The organism is Flavobacterium sp. Leaf82 (genome assembly GCF_001422725.1).
In the GTDB taxonomy this organism is placed as follows: Bacteria; Bacteroidota; Bacteroidia; order Flavobacteriales; family Flavobacteriaceae; genus Flavobacterium.
Genome location: NZ_LMMA01000032.1, coordinates 593,444 through 611,132, shown reverse-complemented (window position 1 = coordinate 611,132; position 17,689 = coordinate 593,444). Strand labels below are relative to the sequence as shown.

Annotated in this window: 20 protein-coding genes and 1 pseudogene; 5 read left to right on the top strand and 16 right to left on the bottom strand. The window is 31.9% G+C overall.

The window, feature by feature from the left end:
* Positions 1–189: 189 nt before the first annotated feature.
* Positions 190–528 (bottom strand): hypothetical protein, encoded by a 339-nt coding sequence (locus ASF10_RS17200; RefSeq protein WP_056251624.1) that lies wholly within the window; start codon positions 526–528, stop codon positions 190–192.
* 224 nt (positions 529–752) lie between these two features.
* On the opposite strand from ASF10_RS17200, the gene ASF10_RS17195 reads away from it, so the two are divergent.
* Positions 753–3,959, top strand: coding sequence for a PAS domain S-box protein (locus ASF10_RS17195; RefSeq protein ID WP_056251620.1), 3,207 nt, complete (start codon positions 753–755; stop codon positions 3,957–3,959).
* An 8-nt stretch (positions 3,960–3,967) separates the two neighbouring features.
* Here ASF10_RS17195 and ASF10_RS17190 read toward each other — a convergent pair whose 3' ends face one another.
* A complete protein-coding gene (locus ASF10_RS17190; protein ID WP_056251618.1) occupies positions 3,968–4,399 on the bottom strand; it encodes a response regulator in 432 nt (143 codons plus the stop codon).
* 258 nt (positions 4,400–4,657) lie between these two features.
* Between ASF10_RS17190 and ASF10_RS17185 the strand changes: the two genes are divergently transcribed.
* Positions 4,658–5,158, top strand: coding sequence for a pyridoxamine 5'-phosphate oxidase family protein (locus ASF10_RS17185; protein WP_056251616.1), 501 nt, complete (start codon positions 4,658–4,660; stop codon positions 5,156–5,158).
* 351 nt (positions 5,159–5,509) lie between these two features.
* Here the strand turns inward: ASF10_RS17185 and ASF10_RS17180 are convergent, their stop codons facing one another.
* The 4 genes and pseudogenes from ASF10_RS17180 to ASF10_RS17165 all read right to left on the bottom strand — a co-directional run bounded on the left by ASF10_RS17180 (position 5,510) and on the right by ASF10_RS17165 (position 8,271).
* Complete coding sequence (locus ASF10_RS17180; RefSeq protein ID WP_056251613.1) at positions 5,510–5,818, bottom strand: GIY-YIG nuclease family protein; 309 nt, start codon at positions 5,816–5,818, stop codon at positions 5,510–5,512.
* A gap of 361 nt (positions 5,819–6,179) precedes the next feature.
* Complete coding sequence (locus ASF10_RS17175; protein ID WP_056251610.1) at positions 6,180–6,893, bottom strand: DUF72 domain-containing protein; 714 nt, start codon at positions 6,891–6,893, stop codon at positions 6,180–6,182.
* Positions 6,890–7,621, bottom strand: a complete 732-nt coding sequence (locus ASF10_RS17170; protein ID WP_056251607.1) for a DNA-formamidopyrimidine glycosylase family protein — start codon at positions 7,619–7,621, stop codon at positions 6,890–6,892. Before ASF10_RS17170 ends, ASF10_RS17175 begins: the two co-directional genes overlap by 4 nt.
* Before the next feature lie 76 nt (positions 7,622–7,697).
* Positions 7,698–8,271: pseudogene (locus ASF10_RS17165) on the bottom strand (ferritin-like domain-containing protein).
* A gap of 186 nt (positions 8,272–8,457) precedes the next feature.
* On the opposite strand from ASF10_RS17165, the gene ASF10_RS17160 reads away from it, so the two are divergent.
* Positions 8,458–8,766 (top strand): hypothetical protein, encoded by a 309-nt coding sequence (locus ASF10_RS17160; protein WP_056251605.1) that lies wholly within the window; start codon positions 8,458–8,460, stop codon positions 8,764–8,766.
* 193 nt (positions 8,767–8,959) lie between these two features.
* Entirely contained in the window at positions 8,960–9,478 is a 519-nt protein-coding gene (locus ASF10_RS17155; RefSeq protein ID WP_056251602.1) for a hypothetical protein, read from the top strand.
* A 180-nt stretch (positions 9,479–9,658) separates the two neighbouring features.
* Here the strand turns inward: ASF10_RS17155 and ASF10_RS17150 are convergent, their stop codons facing one another.
* The 4 genes from ASF10_RS17150 to ASF10_RS17140 form a co-directional block, all read right to left on the bottom strand.
* Entirely contained in the window at positions 9,659–10,306 is a 648-nt protein-coding gene (locus tag ASF10_RS17150) for a DUF5661 family protein (protein WP_056251599.1), read from the bottom strand.
* 89 nt (positions 10,307–10,395) lie between these two features.
* Entirely contained in the window at positions 10,396–10,557 is a 162-nt protein-coding gene (locus ASF10_RS23975) for a DUF1328 family protein (RefSeq protein WP_082421327.1), read from the bottom strand.
* Positions 10,558–10,666: 109 nt separating this feature from the next.
* Complete coding sequence (locus tag ASF10_RS17145) at positions 10,667–11,752, bottom strand: DNA topoisomerase IB (protein ID WP_056251596.1); 1,086 nt, start codon at positions 11,750–11,752, stop codon at positions 10,667–10,669.
* A 234-nt stretch (positions 11,753–11,986) separates the two neighbouring features.
* Positions 11,987–12,226 (bottom strand): hypothetical protein, encoded by a 240-nt coding sequence (locus ASF10_RS17140; protein ID WP_055097844.1) that lies wholly within the window; start codon positions 12,224–12,226, stop codon positions 11,987–11,989.
* 444 nt (positions 12,227–12,670) lie between these two features.
* Between ASF10_RS17140 and ASF10_RS17135 the strand changes: the two genes are divergently transcribed.
* Positions 12,671–12,904: a hypothetical protein gene (locus ASF10_RS17135; RefSeq protein ID WP_056251593.1), complete on the top strand. Its 234-nt coding sequence runs from the start codon at positions 12,671–12,673 to the stop codon at positions 12,902–12,904.
* A gap of 93 nt (positions 12,905–12,997) precedes the next feature.
* Here the strand turns inward: ASF10_RS17135 and ASF10_RS17130 are convergent, their stop codons facing one another.
* The 6 genes from ASF10_RS17130 to ASF10_RS24180 form a co-directional block, all read right to left on the bottom strand.
* Positions 12,998–13,402 carry a hypothetical protein gene (locus tag ASF10_RS17130; RefSeq protein ID WP_131726553.1) on the bottom strand — a complete coding sequence of 135 codons (405 nt, stop codon included), beginning with the start codon at positions 13,400–13,402 and terminating at the stop codon, positions 12,998–13,000.
* A 75-nt stretch (positions 13,403–13,477) separates the two neighbouring features.
* A complete protein-coding gene (locus tag ASF10_RS17125) occupies positions 13,478–14,020 on the bottom strand; it encodes a hypothetical protein (protein WP_131726552.1) in 543 nt (180 codons plus the stop codon).
* 36 nt (positions 14,021–14,056) lie between these two features.
* Positions 14,057–14,614, bottom strand: a complete 558-nt coding sequence (locus ASF10_RS17120; RefSeq protein ID WP_056251579.1) for a hypothetical protein — start codon at positions 14,612–14,614, stop codon at positions 14,057–14,059.
* 37 nt (positions 14,615–14,651) lie between these two features.
* Complete coding sequence (locus ASF10_RS17115) at positions 14,652–15,185, bottom strand: hypothetical protein (RefSeq protein WP_131726551.1); 534 nt, start codon at positions 15,183–15,185, stop codon at positions 14,652–14,654.
* The gene (tssD, locus tag ASF10_RS17110) at positions 15,163–16,839 is read right to left on the bottom strand and encodes a type VI secretion system tube protein TssD (protein WP_262487337.1); all 1,677 of its coding nucleotides are present in this window, start codon (positions 16,837–16,839) and stop codon (positions 15,163–15,165) included. Before tssD ends, ASF10_RS17115 begins: the two co-directional genes overlap by 23 nt.
* A gap of 374 nt (positions 16,840–17,213) precedes the next feature.
* On the bottom strand, positions 17,214–17,552 hold the full coding sequence (locus tag ASF10_RS24180; protein ID WP_131726550.1) for a hypothetical protein: 339 nt from the start codon (positions 17,550–17,552) through the stop codon (positions 17,214–17,216).
* Positions 17,553–17,689: the final 137 nt, after the last annotated feature.

The following is a 17,689-nucleotide window of genomic DNA, read 5'->3' as shown; positions in this document are numbered from 1 at the left end:
AGTGAGATTTTTCATAATTATTACAGAGCCCATTTTTACCTTCTGAACACTTATATATATATTGACAGAATGTATCAATCCAATAAAAAAATAGTAAACCAGCGCGTTTTGGCGTATGACCACAAAAAAAAGCAGCTGCCCCAGATAAATCTGAAACAACTGCTCCCCAGCAAAATAAAAAATACTTATCTATGTAAGTTCGTTTATGTCGGCATTTTTAGAATAATTTGCCTTCGGTATATCTTTAAAAAATTCGGCTTCTTCCAGATCTGCGATTGGACCGTATCCTATTAAATGAGTTCCTTTTTTCTGATCCTTTGTTTCTATTACATATAAAATCGACATATCATCAGGATCGCTCATACCTTCGTATCGATGATGGGCTACAATAAAAATCTCGTCCGGCTTATAGGCATATTTTGATTCTGAATCGATTAGGCAGCCATTGTCAAACAAATAATTTGTCATATACCCTTCGTCCTGATATTTCTTTATATAGTCGGTTTCGTGTTTTTGTTCCTTTTTCATGATTTCATTGAATTAAGATTTTTTAAAATCTATTACTTATTCAAATTTCATCAATGTTAACAGATAAAATTAACTCAATTGATTTAAAAATTAGCTCATTCAAAAATTCAAAATAAAATCAATAATTATTTTAGTAATTTTAACAACTATCTAAAATTGGCTTATAAATAATCCTATCAATCCTTAGCTTTATTAGCTTTAACCAAAAACGAAATACCTTTTTAATGAGTACTACAAATCAAGACTTTCTTGCTAATGGAGGCGAAATGGGCGCTTTAATGCGAGCCAAAGACTGGAATAAATCCCCAATTGGTTCAACTGAATTATGGCCTCAAAGTTTGCGTACAACATTAGGAATTCTTTTGAACTCAAAATTTCCGATGTTTTTATTTTGGGGACCGGATCATATTTGTTTTTACAATGATGCCTATCGCCCCAGTCTTGGAAACGACGGAAAACATCCTTTAATATTAGGAGAAAAAGGTGCTGATTTCTGGCAGGAAACCTGGGACTTTATACAACCATTAATCGATCAGGTTTTGACTCACGGTGAAGCAACCTGGCATGAAAACCAACTTTTGCCTATTTACAGAAACGGAAAAATGGAAGATGTTTACTGGACATTTAGTTATAGTCCGGTTAATAATGATCAGGGAAAAATAGATGGCGTACTTGTAATCTGTAATGAAACTACAGAAAACTTATCTATACTTAAAAATCTGGAAAACAGCAATGAACGTTACTTAAACAATATATTACAGACTCCAAATGCGATGTGCATTTTTAGGGGTAAAAATTATGTAGTCGAAATAGCAAACGAATTAATGCTCGAAATTTGGGAGCGAAAAATAGATCAGGTTATAAACAAACCCATTTTTGAAGCCTTACCAGAAGTTACCGGTCAGGGTCTGGAAGAAATTTTGCTTAATGTTTATACAACAGGTGAACGGTTTACAGCTTATGAACTTCCGGTTAAACTGACTCGTAATGGTAAAGTCGAAAATACTTTTATCAATGTTGTTTATGAAGCATTAAAAGAACCTGACGGAACAATTTCAGGAATTGTCGCAATTGCAAATGATGTTACGATACAGGTTATTGCGAGAACAGCGGTTGAAGAAAGTGATAAAAGGTTCAGGCATACTGTAAAGCAGCTTCCATTGGGAATAGCGATTCTTAAAGGGGCTGATTTAGTTATCGAAATGGCTAATACTACTTACCTTCAAATTATTGATAAAACGGAAGAGGAAATCCTTAATAAACCTGTTTTTTCTTCTGTTCCTGAAGCTAAAGATACCGTTTATCCTTTACTGGCAAAGGTTTATAAAGACGGAATTCCGTATTATACAGATGAATTAGAGGTGACTTTAAATCGATACGGCAAACAGGAACTTTGCTATTTTAATTTAGTTTTTCATCCTTTAAAAGCCGAAAATGATACTATTGAAGGTGTTATTATTGTGACTCATGAGGTTACAGAAGCTGTAAAAGCCAAACACCTTTTAACGGAAAGCGAAAAAGCATTTAGAAAATTAGTAATGGGCTCCCCTATTGCGATGGCAATTTTTAGAGGAAAAGATCATATTATCGAAATGGCAAATGATGCCATGAGAAAAACAATTTGGCAAAAAAAGAAAAGCGAAACCATTGGAAAACCAATCCTGGAGGTATTTCCGGAATTACTGGAACAAAAATATCCTGAATTACTGGATCAGGTTGTTCAGAATAAAAAAATTGTTCGGGAAAATGAATCACTGGCTTATGTCAATGTCAAAGGCGAACTTAAAAAGTTTTATCTGGATTATCAATATACTCCGCTTCTTGAAAAAGATGGTGAAGCATCAGGGGTTATGGTTACCGTAAACGATGTAACCTTAAAAGTAGAAGCCCGCAAAAAAGTAGAAGATGCAGAGGAACGTGCTCGTTTAGCCTCAGAAATTGCCCAAATTGCAACCTGGGACCTGAATGTTGCTACTCAGGAATTGATTTATTCAGAGAATCTGGCTACCGTTTTTGGTTATGAAAAGACAACAAAACTTACACGTCCGGAAATCCGTAGTAAAATATATCCTGATGACATACCAATAGTAGAAGAAGCATATAATCGTGCCCTTATCACAAGTATTTACAAATATGAATCGCGTTTTATTAAACCTGATAATTCTATTGCGTGGATCAGAGCGCATGGCAAGATATTTTTTGACGAAAATAAGCAGCCGGTAAAAATGCTTGGTACGGTCATGGATATTACTGATGAAAAAAACAATCAGGAAACTTTGATAAAAAGCGAAGAAAAATTCAGGCTTCTTGCTGATTCTATGCCTCAGCATATCTGGACAAGCGATCCAATGGGAAATCTTAATTATTTTAATAAATCTGTTTTTACCTATTCCGGTATAAAACAAAAAGAAGTTGACAAATACGGCTGGCTTCAAATTGTGCATCCTGATGATCGCGAAGAAAATATAAATGCGTGGATGGAAGCTGTAAAAACAGGAAATGACTTTTTAACAGAACATCGTTTTCGACGTCATGATGGTGAATACAGGTGGCAATTAAGCCGTGCAATTGCACAAAAAGATGCCGAAGGAAGGATTCAGATGTGGGTTGGTACAAGTACTGATATTCAGGATCAGAAGAATTTTACCGATCAACTAGAAAAAGAAGTTTCTGAACGTACGGAAGAACTGGAAAGCAAAAACAGGGATTTGATCAATATGAATATCGAACTTCAGTCTTTTGCCTATATATCGAGTCATGATTTACAGGAACCTCTTAGAAAAATCCAGACTTTTGCAAGCCGATTATCTGATTTGGACGAACAAAATATTTCGGCGAAAGCCAAAACATATTTAAACCGAATTGAGGTTTCTGCCAAAAGAATGCAGAATTTAATTCAGGATTTACTGGAATATTCCAGAACAAATTCTGCCGACAGAGTTTTTGTAAGATCAAATCTTGACGATATTGCCGAGGAAATAAAAAGTGATTTTTCTGAGCGCATTGAAGAAAAAAATGCCCAGATTTATTTTGATCCTTTGGGCGAAGCAACAATTATTCCGTTTCAGTTTAGACAGTTATTACATAATTTGATTGGAAACGCGCTCAAATTCACTAAGAATGACGTTACTCCTGTAATCAAGGTAAAAGCAAATTTAATCGAAGGATATAAGATTAAACAAGCCGTTGATTTTCCGGATAAACTGTATTATCATCTTCAAATTTCAGATAACGGAATTGGTTTTGATACGGAATACAACGAGCGTATTTTTGAAGTTTTTCAACGTTTAAATACTGAAAGTGAATTTTCCGGAACCGGAATTGGACTGGCAATTGTAAAAAAGATTGTAGAAAACCATAAAGGAATCATTACTGCCAGTGGGATAAAAGACAAAGGGGCAACTTTTGATATTTATATTCCGGAGTTATAAGAGCTTAATTATGACTTGTAAACAAAGGTTTTATCGGTTGGAGTAAATTTTTTCCAATCGATTTCGAGTGCATGATCAATAGATTTTATAATATCTTTCATCAAAATTGGCTTTGTAATAAATAAATTAGCGCCTAAAGTGCGGCATTTTTCTATAATACTTGGCTCATTTGATGTCGAAAAAATAATCACGGGAATATCATTTTTTACCTCAGAATTTCGAAGTTCCGTAAGAACATCAAATCCATTTTTACCGGGCATATTCAAATCTAAAAAAACTACATGAGGAGTTGGTGGCGGATTGTAAATTGCATTCAATAATTTCTCTCCACCGCTATAAGTCTGAAGTCTGATTTTTTTAGGTAACGATTCTACTGCGTCTGCAAAAATACTCAAATCGTCTTCATCATCATCAGTATAAAAAATAGTAAAATCAGTCATGTGGTATCTTGTGAATTAGGATTTTTTTTCCTCATCAAAGGTAACCAAATTAATAGATAAAATCAATAGCTTTTTGAATATGACCCAAAATATTAATAATTGAAATCTCATAATTTAAAAATTTAATTATGTAAGCCCAAAAAGCATAAAAATGGCAACTTTACTATTAGTATAATTTTCATCATATACTTGATTTTAACGATCATAAAATGAGAATTTATAAAAAAATCATTGTATAAATTTTAAAAATATAAAGCCATGGGAGATCATAAAGACCTTACAAACGAATTTGCTGTAGATAAAATAAAAGACCTTGCAGAAAACATTAAAACGTGTATGTTTTGTACTTATAACGAATACAGACTTCAATCGCGTCCAATGTCTGTTCAGAAAATTGATGATTTGGGGCAGCTTTGGTTCTTATCAGACAGAAACAGCAGTCAAAATGCTGAAATAAGTCTTAATCCACAAGTTGAATTATTTTTCTCTGAGCCACACGATAAATTCCTGACTTTACACGGGAGCGCAAGTATCTCATATGATAGAGAAAAAATTAAAGAATTATGGGATCCAATTGTAAAAGTATGGATGCCAGGAGGCGAAGATGATCCAAATTTAAGTGTTATAAAAGTAGTTCCGGAAGATGGTTATTACTGGAATAATAAAAACGGAAAAATGGTCGCTATTGCAAAAATGGCCGCTGCATTTGTAAGCGGTAAAACAATGGATGATGGTATCGAAGGAAACTTGAAATTGTAGTTTTTTTTTAGATTTTACCACAAGTTTACTATAATTAACGTAAGGTTGCAAAGATTTATTTCTTTGCAACCTTGCGTTTTTTTTGCTTGAATGTAGCGTTATTTTTTCATCTCGACGAAGGAGAGATCACACTAGATGATAAAAATATTGTGAAATATTGGATTGAATTTCTCCTTCGTCGAAATCACAAACTGAGTTAAAAACCCTTTAAATGATTTACGTTTTTTGACCTAAATACAACGCTAGTTTTTGTCATCTCGACGAAGGAGAGATCACACTAGATGATAAAAATATTGTGGAATATTGGATTGAATTTCTCCTTCGTCGAAATGACAAACTGAGTTAAAAAACTTAAAAATCAAGAAATTCAAAAGTTGGATTTGATTCTTTAATAAGTTCAATTTTCTTATCTCTTCTCCATTTTTTCAGTTCTTTTTCTCTTGCAATTGCTTCATGAATCCAGATGAATTTTTCGTAGTAAACCAAGAATTCAATGTTGTATTTTGCTGCAAAAGTATTGGCTTTTGTTTCAATATTTTCTTTGTGCTTTTGCAATCTTAATTTTAAATTATTGGTTACTCCTATATAAAAAGTTGATCGATATTTGTTTGTTAAAATATAAATATAATAGGAATGAAAGCCTTTTTGCGAATTTAGCATGATTAAATTTTAACACAAATATACCTATAATAGCTATAGACTTTATTTTAAAATTGATTCTTCTTTTTATAGTTATTTCGCAATAATTAGGAGTCTTATTTTGTCATCACGACGAACTAGAGATCACACTAGATTATAAAATATTGTAGAATATTGGATGCGATTTCTCCTTCGTCGAAATGACAAACTGAGTTAAAAACCCTTAAAATAATTTGCTTTTTTTATCTAGAATACACGCTAGTTTTTGTCATCTCGACGAAGGAGAGATCACACTAGATTATAAAAATTGTGGAATATTTGGATGTGATTTCTCCTTCGTCGAAATGACAAACCGAGTTAATTAAAAATTTCCAAAAACAGGTTATTCCAACATATGTTTTAACGCTAAAGCATTGAGAATACCTGCTTCACTTGCTGTATTGTTAAAATAAACAAATGCTGATTTTGAATCTATTGCATTCTTTATATAAAGTAATTCTTCAGGTGAATAACTGGAGTAAAACATCTTGGGAGTTCCGTGAAGTCTGATGAAAATTAGGGGGAAATCGGTAAAAATTGTGTTGGGTAATTGCGGATGGCTAACGCTGCAGAACGTAATATTGTTCGTTCTGAAAGCATTCCACACTTCTTGATTCCACCAACTTTCGTGACGAAATTCGACTACGTTTTTAAATTTTAAATCCAGGTTTTCGATAATTTGTGCCAGTTTTTCTGCTGTAAAATGGTAACTGGGCGGAAACTGAAACAAAATACAGCCTAATTTCTCTTTTAAACCAGTTTCGCATACATTATAGAACTCTGAAATTAGGTCTTGGCAATCAACAAATTTTTTAAAATGAGTGATTTCTTTTGGCGCTTTTACAGAGAAAATAAAATTTTCAGGCGTTTTTTTATACCAATTTTCAAATATTCTTACTGTTGGAAACTTGTAAAAGCTTCCGTTGAACTCATACGTGCTAAAGTACTGGCAATAAAACTCAAACCACTTCGAAGATGACAGGTTGTCAGGGTAGAAAATTCCCTTCCAAAACCTATTATTGTAACTGGAACAGCCTATTAAAATTTGATTTTTCATATGTGTAACTTTTGACAATTGGTACAAAAAAAACTGCTGCGATTTCTCTTTCCGGTGTTCTTCTTTTCGATGGGAAGATTACAACGCTTACATGTACTTTTGCTATAAGCGAGCCAATGCTTCTTTAATTCGTTTTTTTTCTTCCAATAAAGAAATTCAAAACTATAGATTGAACATTCAGAAATGAGTTCATCTAATTTTTTAGATGGGATTTTTCCAATCAGCGATTCAGGATGAATCCTGCATCTGTACAAAACTTCATTCTTAATAATATTCCCTACTCCTGAAAATATATTCTGATCTAATATGGCATCGCAAATCATGTCCTTCGGAATTTCGTCAAGACTATTTTTTGCTTTTTTAGGATCCCACATTTCGCTCATTACATCTTCGCTCCATTCATAATGATTGTTAATATCACCTTCGAGGATTTTTACGGAACAGGTATAAAAATTAAGTTCACCATTTGTAAAAAACATACTTAGTTTGGGCTGTAATTCCTTTCGGTCATTAATGCGATAAGTTCCAAACATGAGCAAATGAATTTTGACGGTAAAGTCATCAAAGCAAATCAGGAAGTGTTTTCCCCAGGTTTTAAATTCCAAGATTTTTTTATGCTCCAATCGCTGAATATCTATTGGGCTGGTTCCGGAAGCTGAAAGTATTTTATGTCCTGCAAATTGCTGCACTTCTTCTTTTAATATTAATATCGATGGTCCTTCTGGCATAATATAACTTTTAGGTTTTTAAGCTAAAAAAAGTGCAACTTACAGCTGCACTTTTTTAGTTGGTAGATTTGATAGATTAATCTGCTTCTGCAGCTTCAAGGTTTACGGCATTTACAGCAACTTCTGTTAGTTTTTTATCGGCTCCTTTTTCTTCATCAAGAGTTTCCTCTAATAATGCGGCAGCTTCAGGTAAACCCAGTGTTTCTGCAAATTGTCTCAAAGTTCCGTAAGTAGCAATTTCGTAGTGTTCGATTTTTTGGCTTGCGGCAATAATTCCGGCATCACGCACTACTCCAACTTCGGTTTCTTCAAGAATTCCTTTTCCTTCTTCAATTAAGTCTTCCATGGCGTCGCATTTTTTTGCCGATGCCTTTTTACCTATAATTTCAAAAACCTTCTCTAAACGCGCGATTTGCTCCTCTGTTTCGATTAGATGATTGTTTATCGCATCGATCAATTCCGGTGAGGTTGCATTTTTTGCCATTAATGGTAAAGCTTTTGTCAATGCTTTCTCTGCCCAGTAAATGTCTTTCAGTCCATCTTCAAACAATTCTGTTAGTCCGGATGCGGCATTTGATTTTGGTTTTTGTTACTCCTTTTTTCACTTCTTCTTTAGGAGTGGTTTCTTTTTTACTATCTGTAGTTTTCATGGTAATAGTTTTTGATAATTAATACAGGTTAAAATTACTATCTTGATTATCAGGCGAGTTATATCATTATTCGTATAAATTTCATTCTAAGCACCTGTATATTATGCAACTACATTTTGTAATTCTATAAGAGTTTTTTTTGTAATGCGGGATAGCTTTGTAGTATAGAATTAAAAATATATTATAATGGAAACTTACACTGACTATACATACGAAGAAGCAGAAATTTACTTTCAACAAAAATACCAAAGAGGTCATCTCGATATCGATACTGCAATGTTGATTGATAAGGCTATCGATACACTTCTTAAAAGAGATAATATTGCCAGAAACGAAAATATCCCAAATGAGGAGCAAGTTGTTAACGAGGATGATTATATCACGAATAATCCTGATGAGGAATTTGAAATCATCGACGTTGATAATGACGAAGAGGAACATATCGAGGATGAAGATCATTTTGACGATGACGATTTAGAAAGAAACGATAATTAATGTTTTTTACTTTCTAAAGCCAAAATTTAAAGACCGTTATTGCCAATGACGGTTTTTTTATGCCCAAAAACCAATGTTTGGGCTATTATTATAAATAGCTGTTAATTATACAATTACGTTTTAAAATTCTATAAGGCAATTGGTTATTATCATGATTAGATTTGTATTATAAAACTATTTAAAGCTAATTATCATGAATACTACAGACCAAAAAGACAGCATGATTAGAGGAAACAGAGTTCCTGGAAATCAGAATCAAAATACGACGGATAAAAACAATCTTATGAACGAAGAATTGTATGATATCGATGATATGAAAGAAAGCGATAATGACAACAGCGAAATCGCAGAGCGCGGTTATACGGTTCGAAATGGTTTTGATCCTAATAAACCAAATCCTGACGAACTTACCGATGACGAAGATGACCTGACGGATGATTTTCATAGCGAGAATGATCTTAAGTCGAGCAACGATGATTTATACGAAGAGGAACTGGATATGAACGGCAAAAATGTCGATGATGTAAACGACGAACTTGATAACCCATCTGATATTGCAGATATCGAAGATGATTTTAACGAAACCGAAGATGATCTTGAAGATATCGATGACGAGGAAGATGAGGAAGACGAAAGCGAATATATCGAAGATGATGTTCAGGAAGAAGAAGAAGATGTAGAATATCCGGATAACGATCCTAGAAAATTTTAGAAGAAAGAGTAAAGATTATAGAAGAAAGATTAAAGACTATAGAATAAAGAGTATAGAAGAAAAAAAGGTTCAAAGTAGCGCTGCAACTTTGAACCTTTTTTTTATCAGTTTAAAAAACTCTAAAACCTTCAACAAAACCTTTGTTCCTTTGAACCTCTGCTCCTTTGAACCTTTTTTAACCTAATCCCCAATGATTTCCAGAACTGGGATATCATCCATTTTTTCCAGGCGCTCTGCGAGTCCTGCCCTTGCTTCTTTTAGTTCTTCTTCGGCAGCTATAAGATCTTCTAGCAATTTGTCTTTTCCTGTGGTTACTTTTTCGATTTTACGCATGATTTCGTAAATCTCACCTTCCGCTTCCATTACTTTTAGTCTTTTGTAATAGGTTAAACTTTCGGTCATGTGTGCCAATGCAATCATTGCGGTTAAAAACGGATGATTATTGGTAACATTTACATCTTTAATTTTACCGTGTTCGAGTTCGACTTTCAAGGCAAAAGCAAATTCCTCCATATTAAAAGCTTCGTATTTGCTCTGAGGATTTAAATATGCTTTTATCGCCTCGACATTGTTCATGGTCGAAAGATCTACATCTGTTTCTTTGTTTTCGCTTAGATCATTAAAAACCACGTTTCCTATTGCTCTGGCTTCGGCAACGGTTGGGTCATTATCCGGATTATCGAAATCACGTATCGACCAATCCCAATTTTCAGGATGAACAGGTTTTATATATTTTTCACAGAAATCTGTTACATCGTTTTTTAAGCTCACCATTGCATCGTCTCTTTTGATATAAACGTCCTGATAAGCACCGCTTTTAGTTCCCATAATTTTATTTTTATTTTTTATTGAAAATACAAACGACACATTTACCTGGATATATGTGTCGTTTTTTTAATTGTTATTTTATTTGCTGTTTAAATACTTTTTCTTCCGCTAATTAGAGATATAATAAATAAGACTAAGAATATGAAGAATAAAACTTTAGCGATACTTGCGGCTCCGGCAGCAATTCCACCAAAACCAAATATTCCGGCAATGATTGCAAGAATAATAAAAATGACTGTATAACGTAACATAAGCTTGTGATTTTAGTTAATAATGATTTTGTTTGTTACTCAAATTTCATACTTTTTAAAGAGATGTATTAACTCTAAACATTATATTGTTAGCACTATAAAACCTTATTTATGATAAATTGATCTGATAGTTTTGTATTAATTCTGAAAACGCAATTTCGCTATGCGAAAAATGCTCTTTATTGCTTCGGCATTTTTTTGCCCTGTCAAAATATTGCTGGATAGAACCGTCCTCATAAGTCGAAACCAATAATGGATGTACATAATAATTCTTGCACACATTTCTGGTATTTCCCAGCGCTTGGGCAGTCGCATCAAAAGCGGTCAAAATATTCTTTTTAATTTCTTTTTCGTCGCTTGTAATTCCTATTTCCATCAGGGTTTCGAAAAATACAATCGATGCTGACCACGTTCTAAAATCTTTTGCACTAAAATATTCGCCTGATATTTCATGTAAATATTCGTTTACCATATGACTGTCGAGCACTTTTCGTTCGCCGTTTTTATCATAATATTTAAAAACTTCCCAACCCGGAATTTCCTCGCAGCGGCTAACCAATTTTACCAGTTGTTTGTTTCTGGTTGTAATCGTGTGCTTTACTCCTTTTTTTCCGGTAAATTCAAATTTCAAAGAATTTTTATTGATATTGATATGGCGTTTTCTTAAAGTCGAAAGTCCGTATGATTTATTGTCTTTCGCATATTTTTCGTTTCCAATTCGTATATGGGTTTCTTCCATTAACCGAATCACGAGTGCGACAACTTTTTCTTTCGACCATTCTTTTATTTCAAGATCTTCGTCGACTTTTTTTCGAATCAAAGGTAATTTTGTTCCAAATTCAGCTATTTTATAAAATTTAGTTTGATTTCTGATCAAATTCCATTTTGGGTGATATCTGTATTGTTTTCTGTTTTTATCGTCTAAACCTACTGCTTGCAAATGTCCGTTTGGCAAATCAGATATCTGAACGTTTACCCAAGCCGGCGGAAGCACCAAACTGCTAATGCGTTTTAAATCGCTTTTTCGTTTTATGCAGCGTCCGTTTTTTTTATAAACAAAACCATCCTCGCATTTACATCTTTCTATTGGCAGCCTTTGATTGTTGATATAAACTAAATCTAATTTTTCGATCACCAAATGAGGTGTCTTAATCAATTGATTCATTAGTTTTTCGGTCTTTGCTGCTGCATTCATGGTCGTTTCTTTATTTATATTACCACAGATTAAAAGATTTAAAAGATTTTTTCCGATATATTCTATCCATCTTCGTCATCTGTGGCATTTATTGTTTCAAAAAATTATTTGGTTGCGTACTTATTTTCTTTTGCTGATATTTTCTCTCGCAGATTTTGCAGATTAGGCAGATTTCTTTTAATCTTTAATTCCTGGCTGTTTTACTTTTAGTGATAATATCGCTTTGAAAGGATTTTAGTTATTACGCAATGAATCGATTAGATTTTTCTTGCTCATATACGAACGTCCTGAAATTCCAACTTTTCTGGCCTGTTGGTACAATTCCTCTTTTGTCCATTCGTTGTATGGTTTTGCATTTCCGCCTTTTTCACCTGCATCAGGCGTATTGGCAATTCGAGCTGCTTTTTCTTTACTATATCCTATTTCTAAAAGTGCTTGATATTGCTTTTCGTTTTTAATTCTTGCATCTGGCATGATTGAAAAATTTTGAGGTTAGTGATTCAGAAAATTATTATATCAAAATTCCTCAAAAAGTAAGAATAAGGCGTTATACAATTCTTTGATTTATTTTCATAATTAACTCTACCCTAGAACGTTTTCAGGAATTATAATTATTTAGAATATTTAGGAACTGTTTGCTTTGCCTGAATCTGTTATTGTTTAGGAGCTATTTCCTGCTTTCCTTCCAAATCTTTTACTTGCTAAAGAAGCAAGAAAAAGGATTTTCACTCCAATCAGGGCTAGGTACTATTTACATAAGAAAATTATTATAAAATAAAGATTTTCATTATATTTACCATTCTTAAATCTTCACATTAAGAATTAATAAACTTTGCCTTTGTAACAGGAGAACGGTATTAATTAATAACCTACCAAATTTTATAACAAAGGTTTTATATTCACTAATAATGTCAAGATATGAGTACAAACACCCTTTCAAAAGAAGCCGAAACAAGGCTAATGAATTTCTTCAACAACAAAATTGACCCAAAAGGAATGGCAAAAGCCTTAAGACAAGTAAACTACGTCATGGCTTTAGGAATTATGAGGGAAAACGAAACGCTTCAGCAAGAAGTAACCAGATTAGAAAGCAGTTTTTACTGGCTCAACGAATTAGCCGAAATTTTAAATCCTTATCTGGATGTAGAATAAAACCCTATGCTTATAATAAACAAAAACCCTCGATCTAAAAAGATCGAGGGTTTTTTATTAAGCAACAATTTATGCTTGAATTAAAATTACGTTTTATTTATATATTACTATATCTGAGTGAGTTTGAATCAATGAATCATTTAGCTCATATTCTTTTAAACTACATCCATATAATTTTGCATTCCACATAGTTTTCTTTTCTATATAAACTTCTTCCATTTTTATATTGCTTATTTTATATTTAATAGTGTCATTAATTGTAACGATAAAACCATTCACCATGAAGCGCGATGTGAGTTGATTGGTTTTGAATTCTTTTATTCCAAGATCTGTAGAATCAAAATTTGGATTAATGTATTCTAAATTGTTTTTACTGTCTTTTAAATCTTCAAATGAAATTTTTTTTATTTTTAAAATATTAAAGCCTTTAAAATATATCTCATTAATACCTTCTTCTTTACATTCAACATTCTTATTACAGCCTGTAAAAATAATCATCAGTAAAATCATAAATTTATTTCCCTTACACATAGCTTTAATAGTTACATTTAAAAATTGAATAGAAATATGTCTTTATTTTTTCTTTATAACCTTCCCTAATTTTGTTGGGATTTCAATGCTTAATGGTGCATTTTTATTATCTAACTTTTTACCGTTTACAACTAGTGATTTTATATTATTCATTATTATCCATTTTCCTGGACCAGACCTTGCTGAAACTGTATCAATTCCATCTTTTATATCAGTTATTTTATACACAAGACTATCATCAATGACTAATTTGATATCGTAGTTTATTTTACCATTATAAGGAACATAAGGAGTTAGTATCATTTGGTCATTATAAGGTGAAGTTGGTATTATATTATTGAACTTATCATATTTTGGCAAACAGTTAATATTTATATCAAAACCAGAAGTACTATCAATCAAATTTTTAAAATTTGATTTTTTTTCATATTTTTCAAAAACAATTTTTGACGGACATCTTGTTGAATTCCAACCTCTAAGATAAATATTATTAAATGATTGATCTTTTGTTGCATATTCAGTTTCATGGCAACTGATGAATATAAATACAATACAAAATGTGGTAATGAACTTGAACTTAACCATAATACTTGTTTTTTTAAGACTTAATATTGTTTTTATCTATTTAATTCTTTTTCCTAATGTTGCATCTAATGATATATATGAGGACTGATGTGCTGATTTCAAAGTATCTGCATAATTTATTTGCTTATCATTAACTGTTGCTTTAAGATTATATCTGATAGTGAATTTATATCCAATAAAGGTTGGTCTTTTTACAGTGTCTTTAATAAAACAAACGTTAGTAAATCGATATTCAATGCTATCATTTAATAAAAGAATCATGTCATCATTAATTGACTTATCATTTTCAAATTTTGGAGTAATTATCAAAGAATATGATTTTGTGGGATTCTTTTCTGTACCGCTATCTAATTCTCTGGTTACTTCAAAAATCGAATCTATTTTTGTTAGTTTTTTAAAATTCGTATTTTTCTCGTAATAGAATAATTTGGATTTAATATTAATATTTATCAACCCCTTTTCATTGTCCGCAATTTTAGTCTCCCAATTTTTTATGGCAATAAAATCATAAATCTTTGTATCTTCTTCGTATTTATTACAAGAAGTAATCATTAATAATATTGAAGAATATTTAAGAAATGTCAATATAGCCATAATAATTACTTGAAAAAGATTGAATAGAAATACATCTTTATTTTTTCTTTATAACCTTTCCTATTTTTGTTGGGATATAGATACTTACTTTACTTGGTAAATGAATAACAGATTGTTTAACTATCGAGTTATCCAATTGATGTTCATTTACAATTAATGATTTTATGCTATTCGTTATAGTGTTATCTCCAGGTCGACCACCTAAAAAAACAGTATCAATTTTGCTTTGTATCTCTGTTATTTTATATTCAATACTGTCATCAATAATTAGTCTGATATCATAATCAATCTTCCCAATATAAATCTTATTAGGAAATAATATTCTTTGATTATTATTAGAAGAATCATCATCACAATTAATGGTAAAGTCAGAATCACTTTTAATTTTATTTTTAAAATTTGAATTCTTAACATATCGTTCATAGACGATTTTTTTAGGGCATTTTGATGAATTCCAATTTTCTAAAATAATATAATAAAAAGATTCATCACTTTTTTCATAAGTAATTCGTCTGCAATTAATTAAAAAGAAACTTAAGATAATAACACTAATAAACTTCAATGTATCCATAATAGTTACTTTTAAAAGATTCAATAGAAATGCGTTGTTTTTTATAAATGAGAGGTCGCTTATGCTTTTCATCAGAAAGTCCTACTTCATTTTTTTGTGTTATAGGATTTAATCCCCAAGTATAAATACTAAAACCTACAAACTTACTTTCCCCTACATCAATAAAACTTAAACCTCCTTCATAAACAACCCAATGTACATTTGTTGTTAAAGCTTTCAGGTCATAATTTACTTTATCCTTAATCATGTCACTATCAATCATCATTAAAATAGTATGTCCTTGTTTGTATTTTCTATCTATAATTTTAAGGTGCATAATATCAAAACCTCCAATAGCATCGTTTAATTTTCCGGATATTCCTTTTTTGTTTGAAATTTGAAGCATTCCTAAATCAATCGCTTCAGCAGAGGTGAATCCTGCAACTTCCTTACACATTCTGGTCAGCATTTCTGGCCAGTTTGCTCCTTTTAGCATGTCAATTTCGTCATTTTCAAATCCGTTATATACAAACTGGCTGTTTAAACTTTCCTTACTTCGGGTTGTGGCAAGTACGATCCAGTCTATTTCTGCAATTTCTAAGGCAATATAATTGTCATAACTTGTATTGACTTCATACATGCTTAAGGCTTTTTCATGCGGTTTTATCACATAACTGCCAATTGTATATTCTCCGGTTCTAAACAATTCTTTTGCCAGTTTCTCATATGCTTTTGCATCTCTTTTTATCATGGCATAATAAAGTGCAGCCATACCGCAAAGCGAAGTTTGTGCCTGATTAATTTTCCACGGATCATTGATACGATTCTTTATTTGGTTGTGCACTTTCTTTCTGTCAAACCATCTAAACCTGTTATGTTTCCAGACTTTAAGTTCTCCTTCGTTTTCCGGATCTTTAATATAAGCACGCATATGTATGACGCGTCCGCACATGTCTTTTTCGTTTAGTGTAAACTTTAGCGTGTCGCCTGTTACTGCAAGTTTTTTCTCGATCCATTTATTCTCAGATAAACTGTGGTATTTATACATCCAATTTATTACCGTTTTATCTGCGGGAGTTTCCTCGGTAAAAGCTACAACTTTAAATTCATATGTATTGCCATACAACATTCCTTCCTGGGTTTCTGTTCCTGAATTATCATTTGCAGAACCCAAATCCAGCGTAGTCATTAATTGTATTGTTTTTACCTTGGTTTGTTTCTCCTCTTTTTTAGGTACATAATAAACTGGTTCTACGGGAACTTGGGATATTTGCCAATATTTTACAAAATCATGTGTATAACCATAATTTTGAATCGCCGGCGACAACATTACAACAGTTTGCATGTTTCCGGTGTCATAAGCATCGAATGTTTCTGAATAACGCACAACATAAGCGTCGTTGAATTTATATATTCTATGGGCAATATCTTTTTCACCTTTGCTGTAAAAACGGATTTCTCCTTTTTCCATTCGGTCTGTATGTTTTTCGATAGGTTTAGTCATATTGCGCCAGAATAAATCATCGCTTTCCTGCGATGTAAAACCAAAAGTAAGAAAACCTCCTTCGGTATCACTGGTTGGCATTCCATTTACATGTATATGTCTGTAATAATTGGTATATACCCACAATAATTCGCGCTCTTCTCCGAACATAAATAGCTTAGCCGATGTCATAATTTTATGGTTTATTGAATCATAATCCAATAAAATTACTCCGATGGTTTTTCGACAACAGGCTGTATAAGACATTAAACTATTAGATTAAGACAAACCTTTGAAAATTAACAGTTTTAGGATAAAATCTAATACAAATAAGAGATGTTTTAATAAATACAAACTACAATTACGAGCTAAATTGTTTCTGCATGGTTCATTAAGCTTCTCGACCACTCGTTAAAAACGGGCAAGAATCTGAGATGTAGAATCTGTTTTTAGGATTAAATCTAAATCTGTAAACTTATTTCAGGACGAGACAGGATTGCGTTCACGAGCGAGACGCTCGCGCGAGCAAAAAATAACAGCTTTAGTAAGTAATATCTTCCTTGTTTTTATTCAAGATATTTAACTTTTAAGAAGCCATAATTAAAACTGACTTGAAGAGTGTCATTATTCTTATAATCATAAACCGATTTAAGGTTATTGTTGATTCTTTGATTATTGATTTTATCTAATTCTTCTTTATAAGTGATAAAGTTTTTATAATCATATAATTCAAAAACTTCATTTTCTTTATTTTCAATTACTTTATAAACAATTAAAATGCTTTTGTGACTTATTTTTTTATTTATATAGAGTAAAAAATTATCTGTAAAATTTTTAAGCAAACTAGAAAGAAAAAATGAGAATAAGGCTAGTAAAGCAAAATTCCAAATTCTTATTTTAATCATATTCGTTTTAAAACCATAAACAACAAAAACTATTAAAATTAAAATAAAAACTATAATGGAATATTTCCATGAATCATTTTTAAAAAACAAAACATCTGAATGAAAATAAGTATTATCTACAAATGGTTGAAAGTAAA

Excerpts from the sequence above, each read along its gene's own strand:
- ASF10_RS17120 (WP_056251579.1), bottom strand. The coding sequence starts at position 14,614 with ATGGCTATATTGACATTTCTTAAATATTCTTCAATATTATTAATGATT.
- ASF10_RS17190 (WP_056251618.1), bottom strand. The coding sequence starts at position 4,399 with ATGACTGATTTTACTATTTTTTATACTGATGATGATGAAGACGATTTG.
- tssD (WP_262487337.1), bottom strand. The coding sequence starts at position 16,839 with ATGACATCGGCTAAGCTATTTATGTTCGGAGAAGAGCGCGAATTATTG.
- ASF10_RS17115 (WP_131726551.1), bottom strand. The coding sequence starts at position 15,185 with ATGGATACATTGAAGTTTATTAGTGTTATTATCTTAAGTTTCTTTTTA.
- ASF10_RS17160 (WP_056251605.1), top strand. The coding sequence starts at position 8,458 with ATGGAAACTTACACTGACTATACATACGAAGAAGCAGAAATTTACTTT.
- ASF10_RS17145 (WP_056251596.1), bottom strand. The coding sequence starts at position 11,752 with ATGAATGCAGCAGCAAAGACCGAAAAACTAATGAATCAATTGATTAAG.
- ASF10_RS17200 (WP_056251624.1), bottom strand. The coding sequence starts at position 528 with ATGAAAAAGGAACAAAAACACGAAACCGACTATATAAAGAAATATCAG.
- ASF10_RS17150 (WP_056251599.1), bottom strand. The coding sequence starts at position 10,306 with ATGGGAACTAAAAGCGGTGCTTATCAGGACGTTTATATCAAAAGAGAC.
- ASF10_RS17180 (WP_056251613.1), bottom strand. The coding sequence starts at position 5,818 with ATGCTAAATTCGCAAAAAGGCTTTCATTCCTATTATATTTATATTTTA.
- ASF10_RS24180 (WP_131726550.1), bottom strand. The coding sequence starts at position 17,552 with ATGATTAAAATAAGAATTTGGAATTTTGCTTTACTAGCCTTATTCTCA.
- ASF10_RS17140 (WP_055097844.1), bottom strand. The coding sequence starts at position 12,226 with ATGCCAGATGCAAGAATTAAAAACGAAAAGCAATATCAAGCACTTTTA.
- ASF10_RS17155 (WP_056251602.1), top strand. The coding sequence starts at position 8,960 with ATGAATACTACAGACCAAAAAGACAGCATGATTAGAGGAAACAGAGTT.
- ASF10_RS17185 (WP_056251616.1), top strand. The coding sequence starts at position 4,658 with ATGGGAGATCATAAAGACCTTACAAACGAATTTGCTGTAGATAAAATA.
- ASF10_RS17125 (WP_131726552.1), bottom strand. The coding sequence starts at position 14,020 with ATGGTTAAGTTCAAGTTCATTACCACATTTTGTATTGTATTTATATTC.
- ASF10_RS17195 (WP_056251620.1), top strand. The coding sequence starts at position 753 with ATGAGTACTACAAATCAAGACTTTCTTGCTAATGGAGGCGAAATGGGC.
- ASF10_RS17175 (WP_056251610.1), bottom strand. The coding sequence starts at position 6,893 with ATGAAAAATCAAATTTTAATAGGCTGTTCCAGTTACAATAATAGGTTT.
- ASF10_RS17130 (WP_131726553.1), bottom strand. The coding sequence starts at position 13,402 with ATGATTATTTTTACAGGCTGTAATAAGAATGTTGAATGTAAAGAAGAA.
- ASF10_RS23975 (WP_082421327.1), bottom strand. The coding sequence starts at position 10,557 with ATGTTACGTTATACAGTCATTTTTATTATTCTTGCAATCATTGCCGGA.
- ASF10_RS17135 (WP_056251593.1), top strand. The coding sequence starts at position 12,671 with ATGAGTACAAACACCCTTTCAAAAGAAGCCGAAACAAGGCTAATGAAT.
- ASF10_RS17170 (WP_056251607.1), bottom strand. The coding sequence starts at position 7,621 with ATGCCAGAAGGACCATCGATATTAATATTAAAAGAAGAAGTGCAGCAA.